The 12,988-nt window shown below is 42.9% G+C and carries 8 protein-coding genes and 2 pseudogenes; 9 read left to right on the top strand and 1 reads right to left on the bottom strand.

Going from position 1 to position 12,988, the window contains the following annotated elements; genetic code table 11:
- Positions 1 to 62: 62 nt before the first annotated feature.
- The gene (locus B2W49_RS08435; RefSeq protein ID WP_291338770.1) at positions 63 to 233 is read right to left on the bottom strand and encodes a YhfG family protein; all 171 of its coding nucleotides are present in this window, start codon (positions 231 to 233) and stop codon (positions 63 to 65) included.
- 301 nt (positions 234 to 534) lie between these two features.
- On the opposite strand from B2W49_RS08435, the gene B2W49_RS08430 reads away from it, so the two are divergent.
- The 9 genes and pseudogenes from B2W49_RS08430 (at position 535) to B2W49_RS08390 (ending at position 12,938) form a co-directional block, all read left to right on the top strand.
- Entirely contained in the window at positions 535 to 2,820 is a 2,286-nt protein-coding gene (locus B2W49_RS08430) for a type I restriction-modification system subunit M (protein WP_291338769.1), read from the top strand.
- Positions 2,820 to 4,202: a restriction endonuclease subunit S gene (locus tag B2W49_RS08425; RefSeq protein WP_291338768.1), complete on the top strand. Its 1,383-nt coding sequence runs from the start codon at positions 2,820 to 2,822 to the stop codon at positions 4,200 to 4,202. The genes B2W49_RS08430 and B2W49_RS08425 overlap by 1 nt, the downstream gene beginning before the upstream one ends.
- A complete protein-coding gene (locus B2W49_RS08420) occupies positions 4,199 to 5,248 on the top strand; it encodes a PDDEXK nuclease domain-containing protein (protein ID WP_291338767.1) in 1,050 nt (349 codons plus the stop codon). Before B2W49_RS08425 ends, B2W49_RS08420 begins: the two co-directional genes overlap by 4 nt.
- Positions 5,245 to 8,496, top strand: a complete 3,252-nt coding sequence (locus B2W49_RS08415) for a type I restriction endonuclease subunit R (RefSeq protein ID WP_291338772.1) — start codon at positions 5,245 to 5,247, stop codon at positions 8,494 to 8,496. Before B2W49_RS08420 ends, B2W49_RS08415 begins: the two co-directional genes overlap by 4 nt.
- A gap of 68 nt (positions 8,497 to 8,564) precedes the next feature.
- A pseudogene (locus B2W49_RS08410) lies at positions 8,565 to 9,146 on the top strand (YqaJ viral recombinase family protein); the annotation flags it as partial.
- Between the two features lie 137 nt (positions 9,147 to 9,283).
- Positions 9,284 to 10,211: pseudogene (locus tag B2W49_RS08405) on the top strand (hydrolase or metal-binding protein).
- A gap of 300 nt (positions 10,212 to 10,511) precedes the next feature.
- Positions 10,512 to 11,966, top strand: coding sequence for a SulP family inorganic anion transporter (locus B2W49_RS08400; protein WP_291338766.1), 1,455 nt, complete (start codon positions 10,512 to 10,514; stop codon positions 11,964 to 11,966).
- A gap of 158 nt (positions 11,967 to 12,124) precedes the next feature.
- Positions 12,125 to 12,559, top strand: coding sequence for an arsenate reductase (glutaredoxin) (gene arsC, locus B2W49_RS08395; protein ID WP_291338765.1), 435 nt, complete (start codon positions 12,125 to 12,127; stop codon positions 12,557 to 12,559).
- A gap of 58 nt (positions 12,560 to 12,617) precedes the next feature.
- Complete coding sequence (locus B2W49_RS08390) at positions 12,618 to 12,938, top strand: metalloregulator ArsR/SmtB family transcription factor (protein ID WP_004644580.1); 321 nt, start codon at positions 12,618 to 12,620, stop codon at positions 12,936 to 12,938.
- Positions 12,939 to 12,988: the final 50 nt, after the last annotated feature.

The following is a 12,988-nucleotide window of genomic DNA, read 5'->3' as shown; positions in this document are numbered from 1 at the left end:
GAGTCGGGGTAACAGTAAATGCTGTCACCCATTTCACCATATTTATCCATAAGGAAGCCTGATCACGATTCCGAGGTCTGTGAGAATTTCTTATATTTCTGTAGAATCTGAGCTTTACTTAATGCCGGTGCGGTTGAGGACGAGTTAATGCCTTCCAGCTTTAAACTGGCTTGATAATTCTGCAAGCGCGTAGCTTGGATATATTTTTTTTTCTGTTCGAGAGTGTTTAGCATTCTGGAATTTCCTTGAACAAAGGTGATGTAAGCCTAGTTTAGCAGATGGGCTTATAAATAGGCACGGCTTTCAAAAGCAGGGTTGTAGCGTTATGGTGGATGAACCTTCTATGAGAAAAATCTGAAACCAGACGACAAAATTTGTCGCTTAACTGTCATGCAATAAATGAATAATCAACAATCTGCTTTTTAAATAATATAATATTATCCAACAGTTAAAAAATTATCAGTATTATCTCTAGCAACCGAAGTGTCGCCAGATACTGATCACAGATAAGAATTCAGGAATTGATTCACCACTATGACCAACAATAACTTTTCTCAAATCGCTTCTTTCATCTGGTCGGTTGCCGACCTGCTGCGTGGTGACTTCAAACAATCGCAATACGGTCGCATCATTCTGCCATTTACCTTGTTACGTCGTTTGGAATGTGTACTGGAAGAAAGCAAGGCTGCGGTACTGGCAGAACATGAAAAAGTCTCCAAGCTGAATCTGCCAGAAGAAGCTCAAGAAAAGTTATTGCTGCGTGCCACCAACGGTCTAGCCTTCTTTAATACCTCCCCAATGGATCTTAGCAAAATGGGGCAGAGTGATATCAAGGCCAACTTAAGCACTTATGTGCAAAGTTTCTCTAAAGATGCCCGTGAGATTTTTGAATACTTTAACTTCATCGAATTTGCAGGCTTACTCGATGATGCCAACCTTTTGTATAAAGTCGTGCAAAAGTTTGCCACCACGGATCTGAGTCCAAAGAGCGTATCCAACCATGACATGGGCTTGGTGTTTGAAGAACTGATCCGTCGTTTTGCCGAAGGCTCGAATGAAACCGCAGGGGAACACTTTACCCCGCGTGACATCGTGCGTCTGACCACGGCACTGGTGTTTATGGAAGATGATGACGTGCTGACCAAAGACGGCATTATCCGTACCATTTACGACCCGACTGCGGGAACAGGCGGCTTCCTGTCTTCAGGCATGGAATATCTGCATGAGCTGAACCCGAATGCCGTGATGCGTGCCTTTGGTCAGGAACTCAATCCAGAATCCTACGCTATCTGTAAAGCCGACATGCTCATTAAAGGTCAGGATGTAAGCCGAATCAAACTTGGTAATACCTTGTCGAATGATCAACTCGCATTAGATAAATTTGACTATATGTTATCTAACCCACCTTTTGGTGTGGACTGGAAAAAAATCGAACAGGACATCAAGGACGAACATGAACACAAGGGCTTTGATGGTCGTTTCGGTGCAGGCTTGCCACGGGTATCGGATGGTTCACTATTATTCCTGATGCACCTGATCAGCAAGATGCGTGATGCCAGCAGTAGCGAGAGCGGCAGCCGCATCGGGATTATCCTGAATGGTTCACCTTTATTTACCGGTAGTGCAGGCAGTGGTGAAAGCGAGATCCGTCGTTACATTTTAGAAGCCGACTTGCTGGAAGCCATTATTGCTTTACCGAATGACATGTTCTACAACACCGGGATTGCCACCTATATCTGGGTACTCAGCAATAAAAAAGCCGCTGAACGTAAAGGCAAGGTACAGCTGATCAATGCCTCAAACCTCAGTACCAAAATGCGTAAGTCGCTGGGTTCAAAACGTAACTATCTGACTGAAGCTGAAATTGCCACCATTACCCAAAATTACGGTGACTTTGTGGCGGTAGACACCTTGGCGCAGGATGGCGAAACCGAACAGCAAAAACCATTCGCCAGCAAAATCTTTGACAGTCATGAATTTGGCTATCGTCGCGTGACCATTGAACGTCCATTACGTTTATCGGTACAGATCACGGATAGCGCGATTGCCGCATTACGTTTTGCCCCAAAACCGTTTAATGCCGTGATGCAAAGTATCGATGCGCAATTGGGCACAGCCTTTGGTACAGCATGGACAGCTGAAACTTATGGTCAGTTGCAGGACGTTGCCCTTGAGGTCCGTGCCCTGATTAAAGCGGAATTCCCTGAGCTAAAAGAAAAAGACATTAAAGAGGTACTGGACAGCAAAATCTGGCTATTCCAGAAAGCCTTGATGGAAAAAGCCCAAGCCTTACAGAATGTGATTGGCACTGAGCAGTTTGATGATTTCAACCAGTTTGATGAAGTGCTGAAAAAAGCCCTCAAGCAGGCCGACATCAAGCTGGATGCCAAAGAGAAGAAACAGCTGTTAGATGCCATTACCTGGAAGAATCCGGAAGCAGAACCAGTGATTAACAAGGTCGTGAAACAGGCGGAAAATCCACTATATGGCCAGTTTAGCTACAAGGGCAAAGTGGTCGAGTTTGTGCAGGATGGAGATTTGCGTGATGCCGAGAACATTGCGCTGAATCCAAAGGTTAGCACCACAGAACTGATTGAAGATTACTTTAAACGTGAAGTACAGCCACATGTGGCCGATGCCTGGATCAATGCCGACAAGCGTGATGAAAAAGATGGCGAGATTGGCATTGTGGGTTATGAAATTCCGTTTAACCGTCATTTCTACGTGTACCAGCCACCACGTGATTTAGCTGAGATTGATGCGGATTTAGATGCGGTGAGCCGTGAAATTATGGAACTTCTGCAAGAGGTGCATTCTTAATGGCGAAGTATCAAAAATACGCTGAGTATAAAGATTCAGGTGTTGAATGGTTAGGAGATATTCCTAAACATTGGCAAACAGTTTCTCTGAAAATGCTTATTGATGTTAGAGATGGAACACATGATACACCACCGTATGTTGAGCCAAATTTCAATACATATCCTTTAGTTACATCTAAAGATGTAACAGGTGGTCGAGTTGATTTATCCAACTGTAAACATATTTCAGAGTTAGATTACTCAAATATTATTAAAAGATCAGGAGTCTCTAAAGGCGATATTTTGATGCCCATGATTGGCACAGTTGGCTCGCCTGTATTAGTTGAAGATAAGTTTGAAATTGCAATTAAAAATTTAGCATTATTTAAAACTTCAATTGGTAATGAGAAATTAGATAGTAAGTTTCTATTTTATTTTCTCAATAGTACAGAATGTGAAACACAATTTTCGCTAGAGGGTAAAGGAGGAGTTCAAAACTTTGTTTCATTAGGTACTTTAAGAAACCTAGTACTCCCCCTGACTAAAACTTCTGAACAAATTAAGATTGCCAACTTCCTCGACCACGAAACCACCAAAATCGACCACCTGATTGAAAAACAACAAAAACTGATTGAACTGCTGAAAGAAAAACGTCAGGCGGTGATTAGCCATGCCGTGACCAAAGGTTTAAAGCCTAATGTAAAAATGAAAGATTCAGGCATGGAATGGTTAGGGGAAGTGCCGGAGCATTGGGAAATTATTAAATTTGATTACGTGATCAACTCTGTTGGAGACATTGATCATTACATGCCGAACTCGGTTGATAGTGGTATTCCGTATGTAATGACAGGTGATTTGCAAGATTTAGTAAGCAAGATTGATTTCGAGAGCTGTAAGCAAGTTGCTTATAGTGATTATATAAAACTGTCTAGAAAAATTAAGACATCGAAAGATGATATTATTTTAGCTAGGTACGCGACGATAGGAACAATTTCGTATGTTGATATCGATGCTGAGTTTTTGGTTTCCTACTCTTGTGTAACGATTAAACCGAATATAAAAAGAACTTCAGGTAGATATCTATTTTGTTATCTAAAATCACAAGCATTCTTGCAAGCTATAAAAATGCATATCAACTCAAATACTCAAGGGAATGTTGGGGTTGACAGCTTAAGAAATGTAAAAATTGTTGTGCCTCCATTGTCTGAACAAAACGAAATAATCCATTTCCTTAACGAAGAAGTTGTGAAAGTTGACAAGCTTATCAATAAAGCCGAATCAGCAATTTCATTAATGCAAGAACGCCGAACCGCTCTCATCTCAGCCGCAGTCACCGGCAAAATTGACGTTCGTCACTGGCAAGCGCCAACGCTTGCTGAGGCACACACGGAGTTAAACGCATGAGTGAGCATTCATTAACGAGCTTAGCTTTGCCACAACTGACCCAAGATATTGTTTCACTTGTCCATGCCGCCAAACAGCGTGCAGCCGTAGCCGTCAATGCCGAACTGACCTTGCTGTATTGGCACGTGGGACAACGTATCCGACAGGAAATCCTCAAAGGCGAACGGGCAGAATATGGGCAACACATCATTGGCAATTTATCCAAAGCTCTGACAGCGCAATTAGGCCGAGGCTGGGGAAAGTCACAGCTCAACTACTATGTTAAATTTGCCGAAGTTTTTGATGATATCAACATTGTCCATGCAGTGCGTGGACAATTAAGCTGGACGCATCTTAAAACCCTGATGTATATAGATGACCACATCAAACGAGAATTCTATCTCAACATGGCAGTGCAGGAACGCTGGTCTACGCGAACGCTGGATGAACGGATCGGTTCAATGCTGTTTGAACGTACCGCGATTTCCAAAAAACCGGATGAAACCATTCTGCATGAACTGCAACAGCTCAAGGAACAAGGGGTTGTACATCAGCAGCTCTTGCTCAAAGATCCCTATATTCTGGACTTTCTCGATCTGAATGACCGCTATCTGGAAAAAGATTTAGAAGATGCCATTTTGCGCGATATTGAGCAGTTTCTTTTAGAGCTGGGTTCAGGCTTTAGCTTTATTGCCCGCCAGAAGCGTATTCAAATCGATGAAGATGATTTCTACATTGACCTGTTGTTTTATAACCGCAAACTCAAACGACTGGTCGCGATTGACCTGAAAACTGAAAAATTCCGCCATTCGCATAAAAGCCAGATGGAACTGTATTTACGCTGGCTGGCCAAATACGAACAGGAAGAAGGTGAAAACCCACCGCTGGGCATTATTTTCTGTACCTCCAAAAAACATGAACAAATTGAATTGCTGGACTTGGAAAAATCGGATATTCATGTGGCTGAATATATGACGGTTTTGCCACCCAAAGAAGTCTTGGAACAGCGCTTACACCTTGCGAGGGAACGTGCTAAACAACGCTTGCTCGCCGATGGAGAACAATAATCATGGACGCGACCCGTGAAAGCATCTTCCAGAACGACATCATTCAACAGATGCTGGCCCAAGGCTGGCAACTCGGTACGCCACAAGGCTATAACCGTGAAACCGCCTTGTATGAGCAGGACGTACTAGATTTTGTGCAACAGACCCAAGCACAAGACTGGCAGAAGTTTCAGCGCATCTTTCCGCAAGATACCGAACGGCATTTTCTAGAAGCCGTGGTTGCCCAGCTGAAGAAAGCCGACATCAATGCCACTGATGAACAGTCACGTAGCTATGGCACTTTAGGTGTGCTGCGTCACGGAGTGAAAACCCGCAGCGCACGTTTTTTCCTCTGTCAGTTTAAACCAGAACATGCGCTAAATCCCGATACCTTAGCCAATTACAAAAAGAACATCTGCCGCATTGTGCCAGAGTTGGTCTATAGCCCGTATGCTACGGCTGCCGAGTTACAGGACATGGGCAAACAGGCCAAGAAATGGCGTATTGACTTGGTATTGTTTATTAACGGCTTTCCTGTGGCAACACTGGAACTCAAGTCCGAGTTTAAACAGGCGGTGCAGAATGCCATGTTGCAGTACAAACGCACCCGCTTGCCGAAAGATCCAGAAACCAACAAGCCTGAACCCTTGCTGATGTTTAAGCGTGGCGCATTGGTACACTTTGCCGTGAGTCAATACGAAGTCTATATGGCGACCCAATTGGCCGGAGAAGATACTTTCTTCCTGCCATTCAATAAAGGCACGCATGACGGTGGCGCAGGCAATGATGTGCCAGAAGACCAGAATCAGTACGCCACCGCCTATCTGTGGAATGAAGTCCTCACACCGGACAATTTGCTGAATATCATTGGACGTTTTGTCCATCTGCAAATTGAAGAAAAAGAAGACTGGGAAGGCCGCAAGTACAAAAAAGAACTGCTGATCTTCCCACGTTACCACCAGTGGAATGTGGTCACCAAACTGATCAATGCCGCATTAGAGGAGGACACTGGACAGAAATATCTGATTCAGCACAGTGCAGGTTCAGGCAAGTCCAACTCAATTGCCTGGACAGCACATCAGCTGTCGACCCTGTACGATCAACACAATCAGAAACTGTTTGATTCGGTGATTGTGGTCACTGACCGTACCATTCTGGATGCCCAGCTACAGGACACCATCTACCAGTTTGAACATGCCGATGGCGTGGTCGGACGCATCAATAACAAAGAAGGCGATGGCTCCAAATCGGAAAAACTGGCCAAGGCACTGGAAACCTCACAGCCGATTATCATTGTGACCATCCAGACTTTCCCCTTTGTGCTGCGTGCGATTGAAAACAGTACCAATCTGAAACAGCGACGTTATGCGGTGATTGCCGATGAAGCGCATTCTTCACAAAGCGGCTCTACGGCACGACAACTCAAAGAAGTGTTGATGCTGGAAGAGCGCGAAGAGGATGCTGAACTGTCCTCGGAAGATATTCTGGATGCGGTGGTGGCTGCACGTAAGGGCAGTAATAACCTCAGTTACTATGCCTTTACCGCGACACCGAAAGACAAAACCCTGCAACTGTTTGGCCGGGTACCCAATCCTGAGCTACCACCCTCCAAGCAGAACAAGCCAGAAGCTTTTCATGTCTACTCCATGCGTCAAGCCATTGAAGAAGGCTTTATTCTGGATGTGCTGAAAAACTATACCAACTATAAAGTGGTGTATAAGCTAAAACAGAAAATTGAACAAGCCGACAAACAGGTCGATGCCAAAAAAGCCAAGATCAGACTGAATCAGTGGGTGCGCCTGCATGACCACAACATTTCTCAGAAAGTGAAAGTCATTGTCGAACATTTTAAAAATAACGTGATGGGCTTATTGGGTGGGCAGGCTAAAGCCATGGTCGTGACCAGTTCACGTAAAGAAGCGGTGCGTTACAAGCTGGCCTTTGACAAATACGTGGCGGATCAGGGCTATAAGTCCATTCAGGCTATGGTCGCATTCTCGGGTGAGGTTGAGTTTAATGACAAGGATACCGACAGCAGTGGTTTAGTCGGGCAGACCTTTAATGAGCGCAACATGAACCCGGGACTGAAAGGGCGGGAAATGCGTAAGGCCTTTGACAGTGATGATTATCAGGTGATGCTGGTGGCCAACAAGTTCCAGACTGGCTTTGACCAACCGAAACTGTGTGCCATGTACGTGGACAAGAAACTTGGCGGTGTGGAATGCGTACAGACCTTATCACGCCTGAACCGCACCTATCCAGGTAAGGCGGAATCTGGCACCTTTGTGCTGGACTTCTTTAACGATCCTGAAGACATTCTTGGGGCCTTCCAGCCTTACTACCAAACCGCAGAATTAGCCGATGTTTCGAATCCGGATCAGATCTTTGACTTGTTTGAAAAGCTGAAAGCTACCAAGATTTTTCTGTGGACGGAAGTTGAACAGTTTGTAGAAGCCTTCTTTACCAAGAACAAATCCAATGCTGCGATCAGTAACATTTGCAAACCCGCGGTTGAACGCTGGCAGAAACGTTATAGTCAGGCCATCGAAGCCTATAACACCACCCGAGACATGCTGGAACGCTGCAAGAAAACCAATGATGCGGTGCTGATTGCCAATGCCGACAATGCCTTTAAAGCGGCCAAGCTTGAAAAAGACAAGTTGGAAATCTTTAAAAAAGACTTGGGAAGCTTTACTCGTTTTTACGAGTTTATGTCGCAGATCGTGGACTACGATGACAAAGAACTGGAGAAGCTCAGTCTGTATGCGCGTAACCTGCGTCCATTGCTGCGTGAAACCGCAACGAAAGATGATGAGGTGGACTTAAGTAATGTCAGCATGAGCCATTACCGCTTGTCCAAGATCCGTCAGCAGGACATCAAGCTGAAAGAAGATGCCGAAGATTTTAAGCTGGAACCGGGCAATGACCTCGGTGCAGCCAAGCCACGTGATAAGAAAGAAGAATTCCTGTCACAGATCATTGAGCGTCTGAATGATGTCTTTATCACTGATAACCTGACCGATAAAGACATGCTGAACTATGCCTATACGGTACGTGACAAACTGGCGGAAAATGAGATTGTGATGAAGCAGATTGCCAACAATACCCGCGAACAGGCCATGCTGGGGGATTTCCCGAAAGCCATGGATGATGCCATTCTTGGCAGTAGTGCGGCACATCAGGAACAGATGATGCAGTTGTTGTCTGATCCGGCGAAGGCCAGCATCTTTGCACGGGTGATCTTTGATATGTTGAGCAGTCCAAAATGACCGCTAAATTAACAAAGGGGGGCAGTTTTTAAATGCCGTTAGGGGGCATTTTTACAATGCCACTAACAGCCAAATTGTGGCGAGACGGTGTACCTTTATACGTGCTGTGTCAGGTACAACATCAATTGGCAGTGACAGGTAAAAAAGCAGCACATATTTGTGTATTGATTTGTGGGCATGAAACCCGAATTTTTAAAGTGACCCGTTCAGAATCCGTGATTCAGCACATCATCAATGCGGAGCGTTACTTCTGGGAATGTGTGGAAAAGGATACACCACCTGAAGCCGATGCCAGTGAATCCGCAGCCAAAGCCTTACAACTACTTTATCCAGAACATGTACCGCTCAGCACCACGGATCTATCTGAGGATGAGCAAGCCAATCAACAGTTTGAGCAACTCATTCAGACCCGTAACCAAATTGAAAAACATCAGGAGCAGTTCGATCTACTCAAACACCAACTGCAAGCCAAGATGCAAAACGTAGAACGAGCAACATTCTTAACAGGTTCGGTGACGTGGAAAAAGTCTAAAGACTCAATCAGCTTAGACAGCAAGACTTTATTGAAACAGCACCCTGAATATCTGAAGCAATTTCCACAAAGTAAAACAGGTTCACGGCGCTTCAATATCTACAGCAATGATGATTGAAATGAATTTAGCCTAAGTAAAATTCACAAGCAAAAATACAAGTCCCACCTAAACATCCCATGCCTCAGCGCATGGGATTTTTTATGTCCATTTCATTTTTAACCACACAACACATTTAAAGTATAGAGGAAATCATCATGATTAAAGGTTTAGCCATCACACCGCCTATTCTAGGGCGAATCAGCATTGGTAAAGTTGTGGAAAAGAACGGCAAACGTCTGCCTGAAAGGGATGATCAGTTTACCATTACCAGCCAAATTCAAGGTAAAGATGGATGGGTCAAGCACCCTTTAGATGAACAACTTCGTACCAAAGCACCTAATCAAAAACTTAGAACGATTCCTGTGTATGATCTTTAATGATCCTGAATTGAATCTTCGGGCTGAGTACAGTTTATTTGATCGTCAGACAGGACGCCCTGTGTGTGTAGGTAATGGTGAAACTTGTCAGCGCTTAACCAATCAGGGAGTTGAGCATCATCCCTGTCCATCTCCTGATTTATGTCGATTGGCACAAGGCGGAAACTGTAAACCTTATGGGCGTCTGCATGTCAATTTAGATGAGTCCGATGAACTGGGCACATTCATCTTTAGAACCACAGGTTTTAACAGCATTCGGACTTTGGCGGCACGACTCAGTTATTACCATGCAGCATCGAATGGCTTGCTTTCATGCCTACCTTTACAACTCACTCTTAGAGGCAAGTCTACGACACAAAGCTATCGTACACCTGTGTATTACGTGGATTTGACTTTACGGGATGGAGTTCATTTACAAGAGGCGATTCAAACAGCGAAGGAAATTGACCAGAAAAGTAAGTTGTGTGGTTTTAATCAGGCTACTTTAGATCAAATGGCACGGCAGGGTTATGGTAATACACGATTTGAGGTGAATGCTGAGGAGGGACTAGATTTCGTGGAAGAGTTTTATGTGGATGAGAATGCTGAGTCTGAGCATTCTCCACTTGAATCAAAAGCCAAGACGAAGACCAAATTCACTCAGAGTAAGGGTTTTGTGCAGGATATTCAGCAAGGCTTACAGCAATCGGTTAAAGCTTTAAATTGAATAAAAGGCATCACATGATGCCTTTTAATAAAACTCAGATCTTAATTTTTTTGTTATTAATCTTAATAAGTAGTTTTTTTTAAAGGTTGGTTGATTTCACATCCTCAACCTCTTGTGCTACCCTAAGTGCTCTAAAACCTAAACACTCTTTTCCTATATGACACTTACGCCACCTTAAGTTTATTTACCCCTTTAATCAGTAAATAACTCATCACTGTCTAGTGATGTGGTGTAGTCGCTTGTGTGTTGTATATATCACATCACTAGCCTATCTAAAAAATTAAAAAACAGGCTATATTTATGTTATCTAATGTACGAGAACAATGGTTCTCTAACATCCGTGGGGATGTACTTGCAGGACTTGTCGTCGGTCTTGCACTTATCCCTGAAGCTATCGCTTTTTCAATTATTGCTGGTGTAGATCCTAAAGTAGGTCTATACGCATCCTTTTGTATTGCTGTCGTGATTTCTTTTGTTGGTGGCCGTCCAGCTATGATCTCAGCAGCTACTGGAGCGATGGCACTGCTCATGGTCACATTGGTCAAGGAGCATGGGCTAGAATATCTACTTGCTGCAACAATCTTGACTGGTATTATTCAGATATTAGCAGGTTATTTAAAGCTCGCTAAATTAATGCGATTCGTATCAAAATCTGTCGTTATTGGCTTTGTAAATGCTTTAGCCATCTTAATTTTTATGGCACAGCTACCTGAACTGATGAATGTAACTTGGTATGTATATGCATTGGTTGCTTTGGGTCTAGCGATTATTTATCTATTTCCTTTAATACCAAAATTAGGAAAGCTATTACCTTCTCCGCTTGTCTGCATCATTGTGATTACCTTATTAGTAATAGCCCTAGGAATTGATGTACGGACTGTTGGAGATATGGGAGCATTACCTGACACCCTTCCTATGTTCTTGATCCCGAATATCCCTCTAAATCTTGAGACATTGATGATCATTTTGCCGTATTCGGTTGCCCTAGCAGCCGTAGGTTTACTTGAATCTATGATGACAGCAACTATTGTCGATGAAATGACAGATACGCCAAGTGATAAGCATCAGGAATGTAAAGGACAGGGTATTGCGAATATCGCCTCTGGCTTCATGGGTGGTATGGCTGGTTGTGCCATGATCGGTCAATCTATGATTAACGTAAAGTCGGGTGGTCTCACACGATTATCGACTTTCTCAGCGGGTATTTTTCTTCTCATTCTTGTTGTATTTATCAGTGATTGGCTGAAAGTGATTCCAATGGCCGCCTTGGTTGCTGTGATGATCATGGTTTCAATCAGTACTTTTGAATGGAGTTCTGTCACCCAATTGAGGGACAATCCTAAAAGCAGCAATGTCGTGATGATTGCAACAGTTATTGTAGTAGTAGCTACACATAACTTAGCGTTAGGAGTATTAACAGGTGTAATGCTTTCAGCTTTATTCTTGGCCAATAAACTAGAAAATGATATTCAGGTCAGTGCTTCTTTTGAGGGGACAGCTCGTCTATATGATTTGAGAGGTCAGATCTTCTTTAGTTCTTCTGAAAAATTTATGCAGGGTTTTGACTTTAAAGAAGATGTGAAAGACGTAATTATTGATTTAACTCACTCACATATTTGGGATGTAACATCAGTCGCTATGCTTGATTCTGTGGTCAATAAGTTCCAAAAGAATGATGTGAATGTCACGGTTCGAGGCTTAAATGAAGCCAGTTCGATCATGATTGATAAATATGGAGTTCATTCAAGGGTTTAATTTAAAGTAAGTACTAATTCATTTTATGAGCAATGACACTATGAGAAATCACAGTGTCATTTTTTATAATCAATTTTATTCAATATGGAAATATGGAATTGCATATATATGATTATTCATATATAAATATATATAAAGATTCCATTGAGTTTGAGTAAATGACTGCGATTCCAAAAGTTAAGATTTATCACAACCCTGAATGTGGTACATCACGTAATACATTGGCGTTAATCCGTAATGCCAATATTGAACCTGAAGTGATTGAGTATCTTGTCAATCCTCCACCTAAAAATGAACTGATTCAAATGATCGCGGATGCAGGTTTAACGGTGAGAGAGGCAATCCGTAAAAATGTTGTGCCGTATTCTGAGCTAGAACTAGAACGTGATGATTGGACGGATGAACAGCTTTTAGATTTTATGCTTCAGTATCCAATTTTGATTAACCGTCCATTCGTGGTAACTGAATTAGGAACTCGTTTAAGTCGTCCGTCAGAGCTGGTTTTAGAAATTCTGCCCCTCTCACAAAAAGGTGCTTTCACTAAAGAGGATGGTGAACAAGTGATTGATGCAAATGGGCAGCGATTGAAATAAAAAATTTCATGGATATATGTGAATATTGATATATCCATATGTTTGAGTGGGTAAAAATATGGATCAAATCAATTTCTTTAAATGTTTGGCTGATGAAACTCGATTCAACATTGTCATGTTGGTTCTTGGGAATAATGAACAGTGTGTCTGTGATTTGACTGAAAAATTACAGCTGAGCCAACCTAAGATTTCACGGCATTTAGCCTTACTGCGTTCTTCGGGTCTCTTACAAGATCGACGTCAAGGGCAATGGGTCTATTACAGTCTCAATCCTAATTTACCCATTTGGTGCCTAGACATACTTAACACCCTTAAAAATGCTGATTTACAGCCAAAAGTTGCTCCATCATTTCAACAAATCAATAGTTATTGCGAGTAGAACAATATGAAATTCCTTTTTTTGTGTACTGGAAATAGTTGCCGTAGCAT

Origin of the sequence: Acinetobacter sp. UBA801 (assembly GCA_002296655.1) — a bacterium.
Classification (GTDB): Bacteria; Pseudomonadota; Gammaproteobacteria; order Pseudomonadales; family Moraxellaceae; genus Acinetobacter.
The sequence above is the reverse complement of the archived record's forward strand: the minus strand, read 5'-3'. Positions and strand labels throughout refer to the sequence as shown.

Excerpts from the sequence above, each read along its gene's own strand:
- B2W49_RS08435 (WP_291338770.1), bottom strand. The coding sequence starts at position 233 with ATGCTAAACACTCTCGAACAGAAAAAAAAATATATCCAAGCTACGCGC.
- B2W49_RS08430 (WP_291338769.1), top strand. The coding sequence starts at position 535 with ATGACCAACAATAACTTTTCTCAAATCGCTTCTTTCATCTGGTCGGTT.
- B2W49_RS08425 (WP_291338768.1), top strand. The coding sequence starts at position 2,820 with ATGGCGAAGTATCAAAAATACGCTGAGTATAAAGATTCAGGTGTTGAA.
- B2W49_RS08420 (WP_291338767.1), top strand. The coding sequence starts at position 4,199 with ATGAGTGAGCATTCATTAACGAGCTTAGCTTTGCCACAACTGACCCAA.
- B2W49_RS08400 (WP_291338766.1), top strand. The coding sequence starts at position 10,512 with ATGTTATCTAATGTACGAGAACAATGGTTCTCTAACATCCGTGGGGAT.
- arsC (WP_291338765.1), top strand. The coding sequence starts at position 12,125 with ATGACTGCGATTCCAAAAGTTAAGATTTATCACAACCCTGAATGTGGT.
- B2W49_RS08390 (WP_004644580.1), top strand. The coding sequence starts at position 12,618 with ATGGATCAAATCAATTTCTTTAAATGTTTGGCTGATGAAACTCGATTC.